Origin of the sequence: Serratia sp. CC22-02 (assembly GCF_900182895.1) — a bacterium.
Lineage (GTDB): Bacteria > Pseudomonadota > Gammaproteobacteria > Enterobacterales > Enterobacteriaceae > Serratia > Serratia nevei.
In genome coordinates this window covers 1,055,347-1,075,837 of record NZ_FXUD01000001.1, presented here as the reverse complement: position 1 = coordinate 1,075,837, position 20,491 = coordinate 1,055,347, and the positions used below count along the sequence as shown (strand labels likewise).

Below are 20,491 nucleotides of genomic sequence, written 5' to 3'. Positions count from 1 at the left end.
GCTCCCAGGCTAACTAACCCCGCCGATCAAACCGATAAACCAGCGCCAACGCTAGCGCCAGGATCAAAAGCGGTGGAGCGAGGGCGGTGAAGGGCGCGTTGAGGGCGAACAGCAACCCCAGGTTGAGGACGATCTGGTAAGCGATGTAGGTCAGCAGCCCGACGATCACGCCGAGCGCTAATCGGCTGCCCATGCCGGGGGCGCGTGGAGCGGTAAAGGTAAACGGGATGGCCAATAGAATCATCGCCAGCACCAGCAGGGGCTGGCCGAGTTTTTTCCACAACGCCAGGCGGTATTCGGTGCTGGGCTGCCCCGAGCCTTGCAGGTAATCGATATAGCGTTCCAGCTGTTGGAGCGAGAAGCTGCCGGCCGGCAGGGTCAGCTCTTTCAGGCTCGGCACGGCGAACAGCGAGCGCCACGGCAGGCTGCTTTGCCGCTCAATCGTCTCCTTTCCGCCTTGCCAGCTTTTTTGCATCACGTTGTGCAGCAGCCAGCTGCCGTCGGCGGCGGTGCTGGCGCTGTCGGCGTAAAGGTAAGATTCCAGCGCGCGGTTGGCCTGATAACGGAAGATCTCAATGCCGTGGGGCTGGTCGTTCTCATCGACGGTTTTGACCGTCACAAACTCGTTGCCGCGCCGTGCCCACAGTGGGTTAACGGTGACGTCGTTATCGTTAGACTGCGCCAGGGCGTTGTTCTTCATCTGCAGCGCGCGCTGCTGCAGCGGCGAGGCCGCCCACTCATCGAGGGCACCGAGCGAGAGGTTCATCAGCAGCCCGGCGGCGAGCATTACCAGCGCAATGCGGAATATCGACATCCCGGCGGAGCGGATCGCGGTCAGTTCCAGGGTTTTCGACAGCTGCCCCAGCCCGACGATGCCGCCGAGCAGCGCGATAAACGGCCCCAGATCGACCAGGCTGCGCGGCAGGGTCAGCACGGTCACCAGCAGCGCCTGCTGCCAGCGGTAGCCGCCCGGGGTCACGTCCTCCAGCTCGTTGATCAGCGTGAAGGTGGTGAACAGCGGGATGAGCAGCCCGGCCGCGGCGGCGAAGCCGATGAACACGTTGCGGATCAGGTAACGGCTAAAAATAGTCATCGGGAGGGTGTCCGCAGCAGGGATAAGTCGCGTGCCAGCAGCAGGGCGATACCAGCAGCCATGGCTATCGGCACCAGCCAAACGCCGGGGATCGTCGGCAGAGAGCCGTTGGCCACCAGCGTGCGGCAAATGTTACCGCCATAGAAAATCACGGTAAACAGCACCGTCAGGGGCAACAGCGCGGCGTAGCGCCCCTGTCGCGGCTTGATGCGGCTAAAGGGGATCGCCAGCAGTACCATCAGCACGGTGGTCAGCCCGCGGCTCTCGCGCCATTGCAGTTCGGCGGCGTCACCCGGATCGGCGGAGCGCGCCAGCTCCGCCGGCGAGGCCGACTTGTGCCGGCTCTCGGCGCTGGGCACGAACGGCTTGAGCGCGATATCAAAGTTGTCGTAGTTCTGCCCGTTGTCGTCGGTGCCCTGGCGATCCAGCACATAGGCGGTGCCGGTTTTCAGCCGCACGGCGGGGCTGGCGGGGGAGGCGTCGAGCACCTCCACCGACTGCGCGCGGTACAGGTTGGTGTGATGGCCGCCGCGCACATAAATCAGGGCGTCCGTCAGGTGGTTGGCCGTTTTGTCGACGTGATTGGCGAGGATCATGCGGCCGTTGCCGCTAACGTTGAATTTGTCGGCCTGCAGGTGGCTCACGTCCAGCACCGACTGCGACTGTTGCTGCAGCTGATAAATATTGGCGTATGCCCAGGGCCTGCCATACAGCGACAGCAGCGTGACCGCTATCGCCAGCGGCACGGCCAGTATCAGCACTGCCTTATACAGCCGCAGCGGGCTGGCACCGGCGGCCAGCATGGCGGTGATCTCCGCATCGCTGTACAGCTGGCTCAGCGCCACCGCCACCGAGACATACAGCGCGACGGGCAATATCATCTCCAGCGCGATCAGCGATTTATAGAAAACCACCTCGGCCACCACCCGCAGCGCCAGCGTGCCGTTGGCGGCGTCGGTCAGGTAGCGCTGGGCGGAGTAGCTGGCGAACATGAAGATCAGAAACCCGGCGATCATCATCACCAGGCGGCGGATCTCAACCGTGATATAGCGTTCAATCAAAGACATGCGTCATCGGCTCCCGGCGGTGTGCGCGTCATGGCGTCTCCCGGTCGATCAGGGTGCGCAGCAGGGCGATCACCTGGTCAACCTCCTGCGGGGTGAGTGCGCCGTCCTTCGCCCACTGCACGCGCCCGGCCTTGTCCAGCACCACGATGGTGGAGCTCTCCTCCGGCAGCCGCCAGGCCATGCGCCCCAGCCCGTCGCTGTCGACGATGAACTGCGCCCAGGGGTAATGCCGCTTGTTTTTCTCGATCTTGCCGCGCACGAAGAAGCCGGAGCCCGGTATCGCGTCGTCGGTGTTGACGATGGTGGTGGGCTGGAAGCGATCGCCCGGCAGGTTCGCGTCTTTGACGGCGTTGATCAGCAGCGAGTTCTTCTTTTTGGCGGAGGTGCGCCCGGCGATGTACTGGATCACCCGCACCTTGCCCGCCAGCTTTGCGCTGTTCCACGGCCGGTAGTTGAAATCGCCGTTGCGCAGCAGCAGCTCGCCGCGATCGGCGATGGCGATCGGCGCCACCGGCCGGCCATGCACGAAGTTATGCGCTGACGCCGCCAGCGGCGACAGCAGCAGCGCGAGGGGCAGCAAGCGGCGTAACGTCATCATGGCTCCGCGCAACGCGCTTATCTGCCCGCCGCGATGGCCGGCTGGGAAAACGACAGCGGAAAGCGCGCCAGCAGCAGCTCCAGGCGCTGACGGATGTCGATATCCAGGATCGCCGGCCGATCATAGATATCGCCGCCGGCCAGCTTGTCCGCCACCATCACGTCATGGCGGTCGCCCATCAGGCCGTTAATCGCCGCCAGGAAGCGCGAGATCTGCCGGGCTTCGCGGTTGTCGGGATCGATCGATCTCAGCGTGTCGTAAAATGAGACCTGGCGGCTGACGATTTTGCGCACGTCGTGGAACTGGTGCCCGGTCAGCGCCGGGCTGGCGATCAGCGTCTGCAGCTGGCGCATCTGTTCCTGGCGGTAGGTGATAAAGCCCTGTGCGCTTTCCAGGCGGGTGTGGCGCAGCGCATAGCGCACGGACGACCACACTGGCTTGCTGAGCAGCAGCCGCAGCAGGTTGCCGTACAGCGTCAGGTTCTTCTGGTTGCCGTTGCGAAACGCATCCTGAAAATGGCCGAGCACCACGGTGGTGGTGTGGAACAGGCGGTTGGCGCGGTGGGGCGCGCCGTACAGCTGCTGGGCGAAGCGCAGGTGCTTATAGCGGGCGCGGATATATTTGTAGCGCATGCGGGTGGCCGCCGCCAACTGCGGGTCTTGCAGGAAACCATTCACCAATTGCAGCAGCTCGCGGCGGGAAAAGCCGTCTTCCCAAAACTGCAGGCACAGCGCGTAGTTGTCCCGAATGCTCTCAGGGGAACACTGCAAATCAATCTGCTGCGGCAGGCTGATATTCGCCTCAACCAGGTCATCCTCTTCCACCGCGACAAACAGCGCCTGGGTGGTTTCGGCGGAGAACTTCTTCCAATTATCGTTAGCGGTCATTAATTACTCTCTTTGGGCACATTCAGCCCCAACATAAAGCGATTGCGGTAGGCGCCGATCGTCGGTATCAGGGATAACAGAACGTCTAAACATTGCCCCAGTAAATAAGCGAAGGCGGCGCCCTGCACGCCGAAGGCATATGCCATCGACACCAGCAGCGCAATGTAGGCCGCCGAGGCCGTCGCCTGCGCGATCAGGAAGGCGCGCTGCTTGCCTGCCATAAACAGTAAGGATTCCTGCGGGAAGCCCATCATGGAAACGATGATCGCGCCCAGCATGATTTGAATCAGGTCATAGGCTTCCAGGTATTGCTGCCCGAAGACGGCGGAAATGAGCGGCTTGCCCACCAGCAGCATCAACACCGCGACGGCCAGGCCGATGCCGCCGGCCAGCAGCGAGGAGCGCAGGCCCAGCAGCCACGGGGTCTTGGTGCGCGGGTCCAGGCGCATGATCTCGGGATAGAAGCTTTTCTCCAGCAGCTTGGCCGGGGTGCCCGTCGCATCGAAGAAGGTCATGGCGATCTTGAACAGCCCGGCGGCGGCCGGCCCGAGCACCACGCCCACCAGCACGGTGGTGCAGGAGTTGCGCGCGGCCCAGATGGTATGGGCGATGTTGGTGGTCCAGACGAAGTTCCAGGCGCCCTCGATGCGGCGTGCGACGTTGAACAGCCGTGGCCTCAGCGCGCCGTGGATATCGCGGCGGCGCAGCTCGCGCGCGGTGAACCACCAAAACAGCGTGCCGCCGATCAGGTTAGAGGCGTACCAGGTGACGATAAAGCCGGGGAATCCCAGATCGAAATAATAGGAAATGACGCTGCCCACCGCCTGCAGGAACGGCTTGATCGCCTGCTGGATGGCGATGAGATCGAAGCGGTTGAAGGCGCGCAGCACGCCGGTCGGCGTGGACGAAGTCATCGACGGGATCAGGGTGCAGTACAGCATGGCGAGCCAGAAACTTTCGCTGTCCAGCCCCAGGGCGTGGGACAAGAACGGCAGCATGATCATGCCGCCCAGCACGGCGATGACGCCGCTGGCGATATCCAGCCCGAAGGAGAAGGCGACGACGTCGCGGAAGCGCCCGGTGTTTTGGTGCTCCAGCGCCGGGGTACCGAATTGCACCACAAACTGCCAGGTCTGGAATTTGATGAAATCGCTGACCGCTTTGGTATAGGCCTGGATCACCACCAGCACGCCGAACATTTCAGGCGACATGCCTTTACCGGCGCAGGAGAGCGCCAGCAGGCCGAGCAGCGCGCTGGCCACGCTGCCGGAGCCTAAGTAGGCGGCATTACGTAAAATGGAGCGAAACGCGCCATCGGAAAACCACCGTTTCATAACCCAAACCAGCCGTTATCGTTGTTTTGCTGCATCTTGTGTTCCGCTGTCATGCGCTTGCCCTGTATGCGTTTAATAAACCTGAGTTTCTTCGCCGGCGTTTTCGCCGGGTTGCCCGATGTCGCTCTGTGGGCGCTTCACGGGGGGCACCACGGCCGAAATGGCGTTGAGCGCGTTGCTCAGCACCTCGTCGTAAGGGGCTCTGGCGTCCAGCTCGATGATGCGCGCGCCGTTGTACTGCAGGCGCACCATGGCGGAAATCTTGTCTTTCAGCTCGTCATAGCTGTGATCGGGCTTGCGGGAAAACGCCGTATCGACGTCGATATCGAGGCGAATGATCAGCGCCGGCCGATAGACGGCCATGCGTTGATATAAACGGCGTTCGCGCGCCGCCAGGCGGCTCAATAGCCAGCCTTTTGCGCGCTCCACGCCGATACCGGGTCCGTCGTAGTAAAAACCAGAAATTTCCGCCTGCGGGTAGCGATCGCTGATCACCAGCACGCCGCTCTGCGCCAGCCGCCGCACCTTGCGCAGGTTGGAGGCGCGCCACAGCGAAAAGCCGTACATGATCAGCGCCGCCCACAGTGCCGGCGGCCTGTTGCTCATGCGTTGGGTTTTATCGGATTTGGCCGCCAGGCGCCGTTCCAGCCACACGCCGATGAACGGCAACTTCTTGATTTTGTCGCCGTCTTCGCCGGAGATCAGCCCTAAATAGCGCCGCTGCGTGGGGCGATGCTGCTGCAGGTTCTTGACCAGATCGGCGGTCAGCGTGGACTTGCCCGTGCCGTCGCTGCCCACCACGGCAATCAGCCCGCTAATGCAGGTGGAAGAGGAGTGCTGTTCGGCAGTGAGTTTATTTTTTTTCATCTGTTTCGGTACGAAAAGGTTATTTGTCGGCTAGGCATTGGCGGCCCTCAGCGATATTTTAACGGCGCGCAGCGATTCGTCGAAAATATGGCTGGCCGGTTCGCGGCCGTCTAAATCCAGTATGTTAGCGCCGTTAAACGTCAGGTGCGGGATGACGGCGATCTTTTCACGCAACGCCGCCAGCGAGTGATCGGGTTTGCGTGAATAGGCCGTTTGCTCGTCAATATCCAGCCGAATTAATAATAAGGGCTGATAAGACGCCATCCATTGGTACAGGTTTTGTTCGCGCTTTCTCAGCCAGCGTACCCAGCGATTGCCGCCGGCGGTTTTCGCCAGTTGCGGGCCATCGAAACGAAACCCTGCCACTTCGGCCTGCGGATAACGATCGGTAATCAGCAATGCGCCCCGGCGACTTTTCTTCAGCATGCGGCGGAATTTATAAACGCGCCAATAGGAAAGTAAAAAGATCACCAGCGCCGTGGCATTATCCGGCGGTGTGGAAGGGCGATCGTGCACGCGCTGCGATTTCTTCAGTAAATAACGCCCGAAGGGCGCGCCAATAATCGGCAGTGAACTGATCCATTCGCCGATACGCCCGGAAGACTGGCCGAGATAAAGCAGTTCGGCAGGTTCTTTTGCCGATAAGGCGTTGACCAGACTGGCGGCCAAGGTAGATTTTCCCGAGCCGTCACAGCCGGTTATCGCTATTACGCGCACGGGCGAGCGATCAGACGAAGGTCTTATCTGCTGACTCACAATAATTGATCCAATGCGAAAAAAACTATTGTATTCCAATACGCCTTGGGTTCAAGATATTTATTGTGCTTTGCCACGATAAAATAATGAGATGGGTATTTTGGTTTGTTATTTGAATTGATATTCATGGCGTTCGTTCTTGTTATTTTGTGCTAATTGTTCGCGCGCAGGTCAGTTTCGCTTTTTATGTTAATTTCCGGCATGGCCCGCAGCGGAAAAAGAGCAGAGGTTTTTAATTTTCGCTTAATCTTTTGTGCTGTTTGGCACTGCGCTGAGGCAATTTATTTTGCGCGGCTGCCGAGCAAGGTTAAGCGTGATTTCGCTTCAAACATGGCACGCCGTTTCTGGTGTATTGAAAGAGAGTCTTATTATGAGTGCAAAATTTCCGCCGTTGATTGCGGTTATTGGCAGCGACGGATCGGGTAAGTCCACCGTTTGTGAACATCTGATCGAATATGTGAAACATTATGGCCCGGCGGTGCAGGTGCATCTGGGCAAACAGGCGGGCAACGTCGGGCGCGCGGCGGCGAAATTGCCGCTGCTCGGGCGCTCGGTGGGCAAGGCGATCGAGAGCAATACCAAAAAAGTCAAAACGAAAAAATCCCGGATTGGCCTGTTGCCGTCGGCGGTGATCATCGCTTTCGTGGGGCGGCGGCTGCTGCGTTTTCGCCGCATGCTGGCGTTTCGTCGGCAAGGGTTCATTGTGTTGACCGACCGTTTTCCGCAGGCGCAAATTCCCGGCGCTTACGACGGCACGGTATTTCCCGTCGACGTTGAAGGGAGCCGGTTTGTCCGTTGGCTGGCGGCGCGCGAGCGGGCGGCGTTCCAATGGATGGCGGGGCAAAAACCGGATCTGGTGCTCAAGCTGAATGTCAGTCTGGCGGTGGCCTGCGCGCGCAAACCCGATCACCGCAAAGCGGCGCTGGAGAAGAAGATCGCCGTCACGCCGTTATTGACGTTCGAAGGTGCCGACATCGTGGATCTTGATGCCGATCGGCCGATCGAGGAGGTGCTTTCTGCGGCGGAAAAAGCCATCGCGGAATTTATGGCGGCGCAGGGGTATCGCTATTCGACTGATGAGGTATCAACGGCTGCGCACTGAGGTGCGCATCGGTTCGGCAGGGCGGCGATGCCATTTTCGGCACCGCCGCCGCGGCCGAGAGGAAAAGGCTTTATTTTTTCAGCGCCGCAAAGGCGCGCACGATGGTGTCTATTTCTTCATCGCTGTGCGCGGCATTGACGCTGCAGCGCAGCAGGGTAACGCCCGCCGGCGCGGCCGGTGGCAGCACCAGATTCACATACACGCCGTGGGCGATCAGCTCGCGCCAGAAACGCAGCCCTTCTTCCTTCGAACCGATCATCACCGGCACCACCGGGCTGATGCGCGGCCCCAGGGTATACCCCAGCTCGGCGAGTCCGTGGTACAGGCGGCGCGCATTGCTCCACAGTTTTTCCCGCAGCTCGGGATGGCGCGCGATTTTTTGCAGCGCCGTGCGCACCGACGCGATGCTGGAAGGCGACGGCGACGCGGTAAAGATATACGGCCGGCTGCTGTAGCGCAGCACGTCCATCCCCATGCCGCCGACGGCGAAACCGCCGATCGAAGCCAGGCTTTTGCTGAAGGTGCCCAGGATGATATCCACGTCTTGCTCGACGCCCAGCGCTTCGGCCAGGCCGCGGCCGTGCTCGCCCATCACGCCGAAGGAGTGTGCTTCGTCCACCAGCAGATAGCCGCCGAGCCGCCGCTTGATGTCGACGATTTCCACCAGCGGGGCGACGTCGCCCAGCATGCTGTAGATGCCTTCCACGATAATGATCGCCTCGCGGGCCCGTTCGCCCAGGCGCAGCATGCGGCGCTCCAGATCGGCGGCGTCGTTGTGGCGGAAGCGAATAATCTCCGCGCCGCCGAGGGCGCAGGCGTCGTAAATGCTCGCGTGGCTGTCCGCGTCGATCAACACCACGGAGCCCGGCCCCGCCAGGGTGCTGATGACGCCCAGGTTGGCGGTATAGCCGGTGGAGAATACGATGGCGCTGGGGCGATCGAAGAATTCCGCCAGCTCCCGTTCCAGCGTCAGGTGCGATCCGTAGCTGCCGTTCGCCATGCGCGAGCCGGTGGTGCCGGTGCCGAGTGCGGCCAGGGCCGATTGGCCGGCGGCGATCGCCTGCGCATCAAACGTCAGGCCGAGATAATTATTGGTGCCGGCGAGGACAATCTTTTGATCGCCGATGCGGCCCTGGGTGGCGGAATACACTTCGTCGATACAGGTGCCGAACGGATTCAGACCGGACGTTTGAAATTGTTCACGGTCATTGGCGAGCCGCGCAAACTTATCATACAGTCCCATGGCTTTTCTCCAGATAAGGGCGCAGCGCGTCAAGCAGTTGCTCAGGCGTTCTGACATCAAGCAATATATTGATAGGAATGGAGATATCTAATTCATCTTCCAGCATCATCAGCAGATCCAGGACTCTGATGGATTCCAGGCCAAGATCATTGACGAGATCGCTATCAGGTTTTATTTCCACTCCGCCTTCGACGATACCTTGCAAACACGTCAGGATATAATCCATTACAGCATCGCGATTTAGCATAAGAACGTTGACACACCTCTATTTGGAATAATTAAAACAGCCCTTCACGCAGCGCGCGCTCCAAACTCACCTGTGGAAACCAATTAATCTGTTGCGACAGCGCGTGATTGCTGGCGGACCAGTCGTGATGGGTTAACTCGCGTATTTTGCTGCGCGTCAGCATCGGTTCCTGTTTGACCAGGCGGTTCCACACCACGCTGATATCCGCCAGGGTTTTCAGCAGCGGCAGCGGAATGCCCACCAGACGCACCGGCCCGTGCCGCACGGCGGCGCCGATGTCCCGCAGGCGCAGCCAGTTATAGCCTTCGGCCACGCCGTCGCACAGTTCGTAAATATTCGGCTGCGCGGGTTCGGCCTGCACCCATTGGCTGACCGCCTTGGCCAAATCGCTCACGTGCAGAAAAGTGAGCTTTGCCTCAGGCGCGCCCAGCCGGGGCAGTACGCCGCGCAGCAGGCCGTTGAACAGCGGCTTCAGCTCTTTATCGCCGGGCCCGTAAACCGCCGTCGGGCGGAAAATCCCCAGCGCGATATCGCCCGTGGCGGCGATGAGTTGCTGCTCGGCGGCCTGTTTTGAATGGGCGTACCACGACAGCGCCGGATGGCGGGCCGCCAGCGACGACATGAACAGGAAGCGATGGCAGCGGCCGTTCTGTTTGGCCGCCTGCATCAGGTTCAGGCTGCCGGTCACGTTGCAGCGGGTGAACACCGTTTCCGCATGCCCGCGCACCTGGCCCGCACAGTGCACGACGCACTCCGCGCCGCGCACCAGCTCGATGAGCGAGGGCCGATCTTCCAGCGCGCCGGGGATCCACTGCAGGTTGTCGATGGCGGCTTTTCCGGCTTGCCGCGTCAGGGCGCGCACGCTAAACCCTTGCGCCAGCAGTTCCTGGACGATGTGCCGGCCGATAAAGCCGGTCGCGCCCGTCACCGCCACGGTGCCGCTCATTGCGCGAAACCGGCCAGCTGCGGCATTTGCGGGTAGAGCGAGGCGCTCAGCCAGCGTTTCTTGGCCTCGGCACGGGCGGGTTTGCCCGACGACGTGCGGGGAATGCTGTGCGGTGGCAGCAGCTCGATATCCACCGCGATGCCGAACTCGCTTTGAATGCGCGCGCTCAGCGAATGCACGATTTGCTCCCGGCGTTCTTCCGAGCTGACTCGGCACTGGATTTGCAAAATGATCCTGGCCGCCTCGTCGTGTTCTTCGGTCACGAAGGCAATCGCATCGCCGGAACGGATTTCCGGTTCAGATTCCGCGACGTACTCGATATCCTGCGGCCAGATATTGCGGCCGCGAATGATGATCAGATCCTTCTTACGGCCGGTGACGTACAGATAGCCGTCCAGCAGATAGCCCAGATCGCCGGTGTCCATCCAGCCGGTTACCTGGATCTGTTGCTGGGATTCGTCGTCGCAGAAATAGCCGTTCATCAGGCTGGGGCCGGAAATCGTGATATGGCCGACCTGGCGTTCCGGCAGCGGCTGCCCGGTTTCGCTGCGGATCTCGATGCGGTGGCCGGGCAGTGCTCGGCCGCAGTTGACGAAGGTCGAGACGGCGCGGGTCTTCTTGCCGGGCGCGACCGCCTTACCCTCGTACTCCAAAATATCGCGGTCAACCGCGTTGGTTTGCGGGCCGGAGCAAGGGTCGGAAAAGCTCACCGCCAGGGTGTTCTCGGCCAGGCCGTAGCACGGCATGAAGGCTTTGCTGTCGAAGTTGATGCTGCTGAAGTGTTCGCCGAACTGGCCGAGCAGCTCGGCCGGGATCGGCTCAGCGCCTACACCCGCGACCCGCCAGCTGGAGAGATCCAGATCGGCCAGCTCTTTGGCGTTGCTGCGGCGCAGGCACAGGTCGTAGCCGAACGGCGGGGCGACGGACACCGTGCCGCGATTCTTGGCGATCAGTTTCAGCCACTGCATCGGGCGCATGGCGAAATCTTGCGTGCGCAGGTAATCGACGGACAGCTGGGTCGCCACCGGGGTCAGCAGGAAACCGACCAGGCCCATATCGTGATAGAAGGGCAGCCAGGAGACGCAGCGGTCGCCCGCGCGCAGCTTGATCCCGTCGCGGCTGATCGCGTTCAGGTTCGCCATGGCCGCCCGCTGGGTAATGATCACGCCGCGCGGAAAGCGGGTGCTGCCCGAGGTGTATTGGAGATAGGCGATGTCGTCGGGCGAAGGTGCGGGCAACGCGATTTCCGGCTCCGGCAAGGCGTTAAAATCCTCGTCGCTGAGGATGTGCAGCGACGGCGCCTTTTCCGTGGCCGAGGCGATCAGCGGCGTCCACTCTTCGCTGCTGATGATTGCCGCGGGGTTACAGCTGGCGATCAGCCCCTTCAGCTTGGCGGTGTAGGAGTCGCGTTGGCCGACGCCCATCGGGATCGCCAGCGGCACCGCCACCAGGCCGGCATATTGGCAGGCGAAAAAGGCTTCGACGAATCCCGCGCTGGTTTCGGCGATCAGCGCCACGCGATCGCCTTTCTTGAGTTTCAGCGACAATAAACGCCGCGCGCCCGAGATCGCTTTTTGCTGCAGCGTGCGGTATTCGAGAACGGTCACGAGTTGATTGCGCCGATCGTAAAAATTCATTCCCGTATTGCCCAGCGCCGCGTAATCCAACGCGTCCACTAAAGTGGGGAAGTCCGCATAGCGCATGGGAAGAGAATGAACGGAACTTGTTTCAGACATAGACAAACTAGCCATAGATTAAAAATCACCAAAAGAGATAAAAGACTCTTGGCGAGGTAATTGATATTTTACTATGAATAGGTTTTGAATAAGTTTGTTATTCAACCATCTTCATTCCGCGAACAGCGTATATTACCGTGCTTGAACGGTACGCCGGTTATTACCCGGGCAGAGTGTGAGCTGCCCGTTTTATCAGCCTTGTACGGCACCCTGGCGATATACAGGGGGCTATTGTAAGCTCCGGGTTTCGCCGTTCTTTAGCCTGAATGTGTCGGGCAGAAAATAACTGTCGACTCATAGGTTTTGACCTCGTGCATGGCTATCTTAGAACTTAAACACTTCCTAAACAGTATGCCGCAAGAAATCAAAAAGTGAATGGCTCATTTAAGCTGAATCTTAAAAAGAGCATTAAGTGGTAAAAATGGCGATCCCGCTCCTGATTAAAGTCGGTACACTAAATGCGGCAGATTTCTTTTGCCCATACAGCACGAAATAATAAAAGAGCATCATTAGCGTAGCATGTCGGCGCCGCTTTTTGTTTCCCTTTTTTCGAACAATCATGGAAACCTCAGGGTGAATATCGGGCAATGAGTACGCTGATTCACCGGGGGTAATATTCGGTTTTTCTTATCGTTGAACCGGAGGCAATACACAATCCAATAAATGAGAACAGCATAAAAAATGCTAAAGGCGTTGTCGCGCGCTTATTTAATTATTTTATTAAAACGTAAGGCTATTTATGATCCGCATTGAGAAAGTTCTGGATAAACGCGAGCTTAAAGAATTTATTGCTTTCCCCTCGTTACTGTTTCGCGATGATCCAAACTGGATTGAGCCGCTGTATTTAGAGCGCGAAGAGCATCTGTCAAAGAAGAATCCCGGCACCGACCATATCGAATGGCAGGCGTGGGTGGCCAAAAAGCAGGGGAAGGTCGTTGGGCGCATCACCGCACAAATTGATTCCCTGCACCGCGAGCTGCATGGCGAGGATACCGGCCACTTCGGCATGATCGACGCCGTTGACGATCCCGCCGTATTCAGCGCGTTGTTCACGGTGGCGGAGGAGTGGTTGAGGTCGAAAGGCGCGCGCAAAATCACCGGGCCGTTCAGCCTCAATATCAATCAGGAAAGCGGCCTGCTGGTCGAGGGGTTCGACACTCCGCCCTCGGCGCTGATGACGCACGCCAAGCCTTATTACGCACCCCAGATAGCGCAGCAGGGCTACAGCGAAGGGATTGATTTGCTTGCCTATTGGATGAAAAGAACCGATCTGCACTTTTCGCCGTCGTTAACCCGGATGATGGACCAGGTGCGCAAAAAGGTGACCGTTCGCCGCCTCAACCGCAAGCGCTTTCGCGAGGAGATGCAGGTGCTGCGCGAGGTGTTCAACTCCGGGTGGCAACATAACTGGGGGTTTGTCCCGTTCACCGAGCACGAGTTCGCCACCATGGGGGATCAGCTGAAGTTCCTGGTGCCCGACGATATGATCCATATCGCCGAGGTGGATGGTGCCCCCTGCGCCTTTATCGTCGGCTTGCCGAACATTAACGAAGCGATTGCCGATCTGCAGGGGCGGTTATTGCCGTTCGGCTGGGCGAAGTTATTGTGGCGGCTGAAGGTCAGCGGCGTGCGCACCGCGCGCGTGCCGTTGATGGGCGTGCGTCAGGAATATCAATTCAGCCGCATCGGGCCGATTATTGCGCTGTTGCTGATTGAGGCGCTGCGCGAGCCTTTCGCCAAGCGCAATATCGACGCATTGGAAATGTCTTGGATCCTGGAAACCAATACCGGCATGCGGACGATTTTAGAACGCATCGGCGCGGTTCCCTATAAGCGCTACCGCTTGTACGAGAAAACGCTTTAACCGGCTGATAACGTTTCGTCTTTTAACGTCCTCAGGATAATAAGCCCGCCAGGGCATTTCTCGCGCTGGTCGTTTCACTGTTGTGCGGGCATCGCGTGAGCGAATGAATCCTCTCCTGAGGGCAAACGGTTAAGGTCTTTAATTAATAAACCCGAGATAAATTCACGGCGCGTGATTTATTTGCGGACGTTGTCGTCGTGTTGATGAGAGCAAATGCTATGCCTGGAAATAAGAAAAAGGGAATAAGCCGATTAACCTACAGCATAAGGAACTCATGGGCCGGGGTTATTGACGCGGTGCTTACCGAAGATGCGTTCCGCCAATTATTGGTTATTAACGCCATTTTACTGGTTGTTACATTTGGTTTAGATATTACAAAAATGGAGCGGCTGTTATTAATTATCTGCAGTTTCCTGCTATTGGTGGTGGAGCTGCTGAATACGGCGATTGAAACCGTGGTCGATCGCATTTCGCTGGAATTACATCCGTTATCCAAACGCGCCAAAGATTTGGGCGGCGCAGCGCAGCTGGTGGCGGTGGTGCTGACCATCGTGGTTTGGGCAACGGTGCTGCTGGGGCGATAGGGGCTTGGGTGGTTCAACCACCAGGCGGTTGCCGTGGCGATATAAGCGGTTATCATCGTTGTTTTGCGTTCAGCAAGGAGAGTAGGCCGTTATGCCCGTGAATTTTGATCTCAACGATCTTTATGCGTTTCGCGCGCTGGTGGAGTACGGCAATTTTCGGCTGGCCGCAGAGTCCATCTGCCTGTCGCAGTCGGCGCTGAGCCGCAGGATTGAGAAGCTGGAAAACGCGCTGGGCAGCAAACTGTTCGATCGCACCACCCGGCGCGTGACTTTGACGCTGTACGGGCAGGCTTTTGCCGAGCGTTCGGATCAGCTGCTGATGAATGTCGAAGCGGTGTTGGCCGATATCGATAAGGTCAGCCAGGAGCGTACCGGGCTGGTCACCGTCGCCACGGTGCCGTCGGCGGCCTACTATTTCATGCCCGACGTGATACGCCGCTTCCGGCTTCGCTATCCGCGCGTGCGCGTTAAGCTGATCGACGGCAGCGCAGGCAATGTCATCGAGGCGGTCACCGGCGGCCAGGCCGATTTCGGCATCTGCTTTGCCGGGCGCCTGCAGCCTAATCTTGAATTTGTGCCGTTGGTGGGGGACGTTTACGTGGCCGCCTGCCGGCGCGACCATCCGCTCGCCGCTAAAAAGAGCCTCACCTGGCGGGAGTTTTATCAGCAGGACTACGTGTCGCTGGATAAAACCTCCGGCAATCGCAATCTGCTCGATCAGCGCCTGGAACACCTCATGCCGGAGCGCCCCAGCGTGTGCGAAACTCGCCATGTGACGACCATGCTGGGCATGGTTGAGGCGGGCATCGGCATTGCCGCCGTGCCCGCCATGTCGATGCCCGCTTCAGAGCACTCGGTGTTGACGTCGGTGCCGCTGGTCGATCCGGTGGTGAAACGCACCGTAGGCCTCATCAGACGCGGTGGCCGCATGCAGTCTTTCGTCGCCGCCGAGCTGGAAAAGCTGATTACTGAACAGTATCACTCTGCCTGACCGGCTGCGGTGCCGGCACGGTTCGCATGCCGGTCGCGCGAATGGTCGGCTGCGCCTGAGAGGAGGCAAGGAAGTCCAGCAGCGCTTTGCCTTCGCGACGGTGCTCCGCCTTGGCAGTTACCGCGCCGGCGAAGCGGGTGATGTACTGCACGTTTTCAGGCAGCTCGCCGATAAAGGTCACGCCCGCCACGGGCAGCAATTCGCTGACCTGCTGGAAGCCCAGCGCGTATTTCCCCTGCGCCACTTCAGAGGCCACCGGAATGCGCTCAATCTTATGCGCTTTCCCTTTCACCTGTTCCTCGATGCCCAGCTTTTTGAACAGTTGGCCGCTGACATAGCGGCCGCTGGCGCTGTCGGAATAGGCGAAAGAGTTCGCCTGCAGCAAGACATTGCGCAGGTCGGCATCCGTTTTTATCACCGGCTTGGACGCGCCCTGTTTGACCACCATGCCGATCGGCGAATCGGCCAGCTCCACGCGCGAACCCGGCTGGGTCCAGCGCTCTTTTTCCAGTTGGGTGAGCGCGTCACCCACCATGATCACCACATCGGCTTGCTCTCCGCGCGCCAGCCGCGCGGGGATCGCCTGCGGCGTTTTGCCCATCGAGGGGCCGGACACCAGAATGATTTTGTCGCCGCTTTGGGCTTCATACTCCGGGGCCAGCTTCTCCAGCGCGGCTTTGAAGCCGCCAGAGATCATGACGGTCACGTCTTTGGCCAGCGCCGCCGTACTGCAGGAGGCGCACATGAGCAGGGTGATGATCGAACGAGTGAGTTTTTGCATGGCATCATTCCTTTTGAGATGGCGGCTTAGCGCGCGGTTTGCAGCGGCATGGCGATGCGGCGATACATATACAGCGTCGCCAGCAGGGCGCACAGCGCGGCGAAGCTCATCCAGTAGCCCGGTGAAGCCTTGTCGCCGGTGTATTCGATCAACGCGGTGGAGACTACCGGCGTAAAGCCGCCGAATACCGCCGTCGCCAGGCTGTAGGCCAGCGAGAACCCGGCCACCCGCACTTCCGTTGGCATGATCTCCGTCAAGGCCGGGATCATGGCGCCGTTGTAGAGGCCGTAAATGAAGGACAGCCACAGCAGCACGGCCAGCATCATGCTGAAGCTGGGGGCGGCGGCGAGCAGGCTGAGCGCCGGGTAGGCGGTGGCCAGCGTCAGCAGCGTCATGGCGACCAGCACCGGTTTGCGGCCGAAGCGATCCGACAGCGCACCGCCGATGGGCAGCCAGATGAAGTTGGAGATCGCCACCAACAGGGTGACCAGCAAGCTGTCGGAAGCGCTGAGCAGCAGCACCTTTTTGCCGAAGGTCGGCGCATAGACGGTGATCAGGTAAAACGCGGTGGTGGTCATGGCGACCATCAGCATGCCGGCGATCACCACCGGCCAGTTTTTCAGCAGGGTTTTAAACACGTCGCGCATCGCCAGGTGGTGACGGCGAGCGGTAAATTCCTGCGTCTCTTCCAGCTTGCGGCGCAGGAAGAAGATGAAGGGAACGATCAGGCAGCCGAACAGGAAAGGCAGGCGCCAGCCCCATTCGCGAATGGCGCTTTCTTCCAGCGCCGCATTGAGCGCGAAGCCCATGGCCGCCGCCACCATGATAGCCACCTGCTGGCTGCCGGACTGCCAGCTGGTGTAGAAGCCTTTACGGCCCGGCGTGGCGATTTCAGCCAGATAGACGGACACGCCGCCCAGCTCCGCGCCCGCCGAGAAGCCTTGCAACAGACGCCCGCACAGCACCAGCAGCGGCGCCCAAAGCCCGATGCTTTGGTAAGAGGGGATCAGCACGATCAGGAAGGTGCCCGCGGCCATGATCGACAGGGTCACGATCAACCCTTTGCGGCGGCCGACTTTATCGATGTAAGCGCCCAGCACGATGGCGCCGATCGGGCGCATCAGAAAACCTGCGCCGAATACCGCGAAGGTCATCATCAGCGAGGCGAACTCGCTGCTGGCCGGGAAAAAGGTGTGTGCGATGTAGGTGGCGTAAAAGCCGAACAGGAAAAAATCGAACTGCTCTAAAAAGTTGCCGGAGGTGACGCGCAGGATCGCGCCGGCTCGGGTCCGGGTGGTCATGGGTGAGGTAGAGGAATGCATCTTTATCTCCAGTTTGCTATTGGCGCTTGACGCCACGCCTGTTGCTGAAGACTCGCTCAGGAAAATAAACTAAATAAGCGCAATAAACGCATGGCGCTATGCGTTTGGCGCATCAATCGGCGTTAACAATACTGCCTAACCCGATGTAACGTGGCGTTAACAAGTTTGTCGCTCATCGCCCGCGGCGTAGAACGCCGAAAACGTTATGCGCTTTTTGTGACAGGGTTCATAAAGGGGCGGCGGGGAAAGAAGGCAGTGACCAGGCAGTAACGGTTTCTGGGCCAGAGGGTTGTGCCGGCTGGGTACGGCGATACTTACCCGCTCACATGATCCTGCTCTGGCTTCAACCTAACCGCGGGATCGCCCAATACGACATAATTACGAATATCATCGCGCGCGATTTGCAATGTCAGCAATTCAGCGGCGGGGACGGTTTGTCCATTCAGTTTGTTATTCAGTTTTTCCAACAGCCTGGTGCTTAGCACCCCCCACTGCCCGTTGAACGCGTCGGTGGCCATACCGACGCGTTGGCCGGCAAGCAAGCGATGGATGACGTCTCGAAATCGTTGGGGCTGCGCCATACCGATTTCAGAAAGGAAGCTGGATGCCCACACCCGATCAATATGCCCCAGAGAAGCCAGAACGCCCCCCTGAGGAAGCGTCATGAGTTTTTGCGGCAGGCGGGCCGTCATCGCATGCGGCGCAATGCGAACGCGATCCGCGTCAGAGAGAAAGTTATCGAACGCCGGTGTACCGGCGCCATAGCAGGCAAAAAACAAATGGATCATGCCATGAACGTTGGCATGCTCTGGAATATCTTGTGCGGCAAACCAGTGTTCATGGGTGATATCGCCATAAGCGGGCCAATCCTGACACACCAATGCCCCTTGATGTTCTGCCAGTCGAGGGTCGCTGGCCTGAAAGGCCATGCCGTGCGTGCCCGTGATCAGCAGCGAAGGCGGGTTATGTGGGGCGCTGAGCAGGTGGCTCAGGCAGGCTTTGGTCGCTTGCTCGCTTAATGAACTGTTTAACGCAAAGCGATATTTTTCCCCCAACGGCCCGAGTGAACCTGTGCCAGTGCCAAAGGGGGTGGCGACATGCTTGATGAACAACTGGGTGGCGCGATCGAAATCATGGCGGGTCGCGAACAGTTCGATACGCCGAGCTGTTTTGCGAGTGGCATCTGTTTCATGGGCCACGACGCTGTCTGCATAGGCGGTAAATTCTTCAAGCGTGGGGAAATCCAATCGCCCAACCCCGGCGACGAGATCCAGCGCATATTGAAATTCAAACGGAATGGCCTCTGGCGAACCGATCAGGACAAGATAATAAGGCATGCCGAGATCGGGGTTAATCATGTCTAATGAGGAACCATGGCGATTAAGCCAGCCGCTGGCGCTTTCACCCTGTCGGTAACCGTCCGGACCGGCGAAGATGCGGAGTGTGCCGCCGGCCTGCCGCCGTCGCAATTCAATCAGGGGGGCCAGCGCGGCCAAATGAGGTGCAGAGTCCCTATTCGCGGCGAAGATGAGCCCCCAGCCACTTTCGGACAGTTGGTCGGCATCGAAACCGAATTGCAACCCCAAATGCGCTCTGTTGGGAAATGCCGCGCCGACGGTTTGTCCGAGCAGTGATTCAGCTGCAGACTGATGCTGCTCGTGCTGGCCCATGCCCCCGGTTTCCAATGGCAACCCCGTATCAGCGTGAATGCCGAAAGCCAGTAGCGGCATCTGTTCTTCGTCAATCATGATGCGTCCGCCGTTTTGAGCGCCGCTTGCCAGAGCAGATGAGCCACTTCGGGGCCGGCAATATCGCTGTGCGAGCCGGAGATGCCGTCGCCATGGCAAATAAAATTGCTGCTGTTCACGTTATAAATGTGAGCCGGAACGAAGGCATAGGCGCCGGCACCTGACAAGAGGGTAATATTGTGAACGGTGGGTATGCCACAAATGCCCAACGCGCCAATTGCGGCATAGAGCGGGGGAAACATATAGGCGACCTGGCCTGCCACCCCTGCAGCCCAGGGATAAAGTTTGCCGACGGCCATGTCGCTGTCAGAGCGCGTAGCCACTAAAGGACCGCTGATTTTCTTTTCCACCAGGATGTTATTGAAGAATCCGGCCGTTTCATGTGATGTAGGGAGTGATGAGGTAAAGGACCAGATCGACATGGCGCCTTGGACCAATACGCAAGAGTTTATCGGGAATGGCAACGGCGCAGCGCCTGCGGGGCCCGCAATGGCCGCGCTGGCGACAATGCAACCGAAACTGTGTCCCATCAGGTGGATGCGTACGGCGGGTGAGGCTTGCTGCATAGCGCGCAGCAGAGGATGCAGCCCTCTTTCGCCGACGTCTTTGGCTCTTTTCTTCATCGTCCAAAAGGTTAATTGCCGCAGAGGCGCCAGTAACGGGTTGTCGCCGACATCATTACCGAAGGCCACATTATTGACGGCTTCAGCCACGGTTTGATCGGGATCGAAAGGCAGACGATCGGCGGAGCCTTCACCCGGTGCGCCGTTGGCACCCAAATCCAGTGCGGCATTGAGCTCTAAATAGGCCGCACGCAATGTGTCGGATAATGTCATTGACGCGGAGTCTGTGCGTATTTCATCAAAGATTTTATACAACGCTGCCCGGACTTCCGGTGTGCCGCCGAGCTCCTCGGTATGGCTGTCGACCCTCTTGCTCAATGTCTGCCCCTTAGCGGGGGAGAAACTGATGTCTGAGGCCTCTTTTTCATCCCCCCATGCCAGGCTGGGCCAGTGAAAGCCAATGTGCATTTCTTGAAACGAGGGGATTTGTTGCTGCATATGCCGGCGATCTTCATCCAGCGAGGCAAAAGCGCCGATCCAACTGTCAAATTGAGCGAAGGCTTTGGCCTTATCCTGATGCCAGCCGTGGCAGCGAATGAACACGTCGGTAATGTCGTTCTCCACCAGGGATGACAGCATCAACTCGCTCAGTTTGCCGTTAGGCGCATCGGGATCGTTATCTTGCTCCGCGCCGTTTTTATCAGTGACAATCATGAAATAGCGGGTGTCCGTTGTCGGGATCGTGCGGTATGGCATACAACC

19 protein-coding genes are annotated in these 20,491 nt (G+C 59.2%); 4 read left to right on the top strand and 15 right to left on the bottom strand.

The genetic code is table 11. From position 1 onward, the window contains the following. Positions 1-13: 13 nt before the first annotated feature. The 7 genes from lptG to QOL81_RS05095 form a co-directional block, all read right to left on the bottom strand. On the bottom strand, positions 14-1,093 hold the full coding sequence (gene lptG, locus QOL81_RS05125; protein WP_070914547.1) for an LPS export ABC transporter permease LptG: 1,080 nt from the start codon (positions 1,091-1,093) through the stop codon (positions 14-16). Beyond that, entirely contained in the window at positions 1,090-2,160 is a 1,071-nt protein-coding gene (gene lptF, locus QOL81_RS05120; protein ID WP_283439707.1) for an LPS export ABC transporter permease LptF, read from the bottom strand. Before lptF ends, lptG begins: the two co-directional genes overlap by 4 nt. A gap of 28 nt (positions 2,161-2,188) precedes the next feature. Then, positions 2,189-2,755 (bottom strand): YtfJ family protein, encoded by a 567-nt coding sequence (locus QOL81_RS05115; RefSeq protein WP_283439744.1) that lies wholly within the window; start codon positions 2,753-2,755, stop codon positions 2,189-2,191. Between the two features lie 20 nt (positions 2,756-2,775). Next, positions 2,776-3,645 carry a hypothetical protein gene (locus tag QOL81_RS05110; RefSeq protein WP_147840119.1) on the bottom strand — a complete coding sequence of 290 codons (870 nt, stop codon included), beginning with the start codon at positions 3,643-3,645 and terminating at the stop codon, positions 2,776-2,778. Continuing rightward, the gene (locus tag QOL81_RS05105; RefSeq protein ID WP_049200021.1) at positions 3,645-4,979 is read right to left on the bottom strand and encodes a lipopolysaccharide biosynthesis protein; all 1,335 of its coding nucleotides are present in this window, start codon (positions 4,977-4,979) and stop codon (positions 3,645-3,647) included. Before QOL81_RS05105 ends, QOL81_RS05110 begins: the two co-directional genes overlap by 1 nt. 72 nt (positions 4,980-5,051) lie before the next feature. After that, a complete protein-coding gene (locus tag QOL81_RS05100; RefSeq protein ID WP_070914551.1) occupies positions 5,052-5,846 on the bottom strand; it encodes a nucleoside/nucleotide kinase family protein in 795 nt (264 codons plus the stop codon). A 30-nt stretch (positions 5,847-5,876) separates the two neighbouring features. Continuing rightward, positions 5,877-6,602 (bottom strand): nucleoside/nucleotide kinase family protein, encoded by a 726-nt coding sequence (locus QOL81_RS05095; RefSeq protein WP_070914552.1) that lies wholly within the window; start codon positions 6,600-6,602, stop codon positions 5,877-5,879. Positions 6,603-6,972: 370 nt separating this feature from the next. Between QOL81_RS05095 and QOL81_RS05090 the strand changes: the two genes are divergently transcribed. Next, a complete protein-coding gene (locus QOL81_RS05090) occupies positions 6,973-7,704 on the top strand; it encodes a nucleoside/nucleotide kinase family protein (protein WP_070914553.1) in 732 nt (243 codons plus the stop codon). Between the two features lie 70 nt (positions 7,705-7,774). Here the strand turns inward: QOL81_RS05090 and spt are convergent, their stop codons facing one another. Genes spt through QOL81_RS05070 form a run of 4 tightly spaced genes read right to left on the bottom strand, consistent with a single transcriptional unit; the run spans position 7,775 to position 11,876 of the window. Next, entirely contained in the window at positions 7,775-8,947 is a 1,173-nt protein-coding gene (gene spt / locus QOL81_RS05085) for a serine palmitoyltransferase (protein WP_283439706.1), read from the bottom strand. Next, entirely contained in the window at positions 8,934-9,194 is a 261-nt protein-coding gene (locus tag QOL81_RS05080; RefSeq protein ID WP_019453571.1) for an acyl carrier protein, read from the bottom strand. The genes spt and QOL81_RS05080 overlap by 14 nt, the downstream gene beginning before the upstream one ends. A gap of 31 nt (positions 9,195-9,225) precedes the next feature. Continuing rightward, positions 9,226-10,140 (bottom strand): NAD-dependent epimerase/dehydratase family protein, encoded by a 915-nt coding sequence (locus tag QOL81_RS05075; protein WP_283439705.1) that lies wholly within the window; start codon positions 10,138-10,140, stop codon positions 9,226-9,228. Next, positions 10,137-11,876: a fatty acyl-AMP ligase gene (locus QOL81_RS05070; protein WP_172906261.1), complete on the bottom strand. Its 1,740-nt coding sequence runs from the start codon at positions 11,874-11,876 to the stop codon at positions 10,137-10,139. The genes QOL81_RS05075 and QOL81_RS05070 overlap by 4 nt, the downstream gene beginning before the upstream one ends. Positions 11,877-12,615: 739 nt before the next feature. Between QOL81_RS05070 and QOL81_RS05065 the strand changes: the two genes are divergently transcribed. The 3 genes from QOL81_RS05065 (at position 12,616) to psrA (ending at position 15,315) form a co-directional block, all read left to right on the top strand. Further along, the gene (locus QOL81_RS05065) at positions 12,616-13,740 is read left to right on the top strand and encodes a DNA-binding protein (protein ID WP_060420308.1); all 1,125 of its coding nucleotides are present in this window, start codon (positions 12,616-12,618) and stop codon (positions 13,738-13,740) included. A 218-nt stretch (positions 13,741-13,958) separates the two neighbouring features. Further along, positions 13,959-14,324, top strand: a complete 366-nt coding sequence (locus QOL81_RS05060) for a diacylglycerol kinase (RefSeq protein ID WP_072265422.1) — start codon at positions 13,959-13,961, stop codon at positions 14,322-14,324. Between the two features lie 91 nt (positions 14,325-14,415). Further along, the gene (gene psrA, locus QOL81_RS05055; RefSeq protein ID WP_070914557.1) at positions 14,416-15,315 is read left to right on the top strand and encodes an L-proline-binding transcription factor PsrA; all 900 of its coding nucleotides are present in this window, start codon (positions 14,416-14,418) and stop codon (positions 15,313-15,315) included. On the opposite strand, the gene QOL81_RS05050 is transcribed toward psrA, so the two are convergent. The 4 genes from QOL81_RS05050 to QOL81_RS05035 all read right to left on the bottom strand — a co-directional run bounded on the left by QOL81_RS05050 (position 15,290) and on the right by QOL81_RS05035 (position 20,485). After that, positions 15,290-16,096, bottom strand: coding sequence for a substrate-binding domain-containing protein (locus QOL81_RS05050; RefSeq protein WP_070914558.1), 807 nt, complete (start codon positions 16,094-16,096; stop codon positions 15,290-15,292). The genes psrA and QOL81_RS05050 overlap by 26 nt on opposite strands. A 26-nt stretch (positions 16,097-16,122) precedes the next feature. Beyond that, positions 16,123-17,418, bottom strand: a complete 1,296-nt coding sequence (locus QOL81_RS05045; protein WP_070914559.1) for an MFS transporter — start codon at positions 17,416-17,418, stop codon at positions 16,123-16,125. Positions 17,419-17,732: 314 nt separating this feature from the next. Then, a complete protein-coding gene (locus QOL81_RS05040) occupies positions 17,733-19,166 on the bottom strand; it encodes a C25 family cysteine peptidase (RefSeq protein ID WP_197757116.1) in 1,434 nt (477 codons plus the stop codon). Further along, on the bottom strand, positions 19,163-20,485 hold the full coding sequence (locus QOL81_RS05035; RefSeq protein ID WP_169318604.1) for a hypothetical protein: 1,323 nt from the start codon (positions 20,483-20,485) through the stop codon (positions 19,163-19,165). The genes QOL81_RS05040 and QOL81_RS05035 overlap by 4 nt, the downstream gene beginning before the upstream one ends. Positions 20,486-20,491 lie beyond the last annotated feature (6 nt).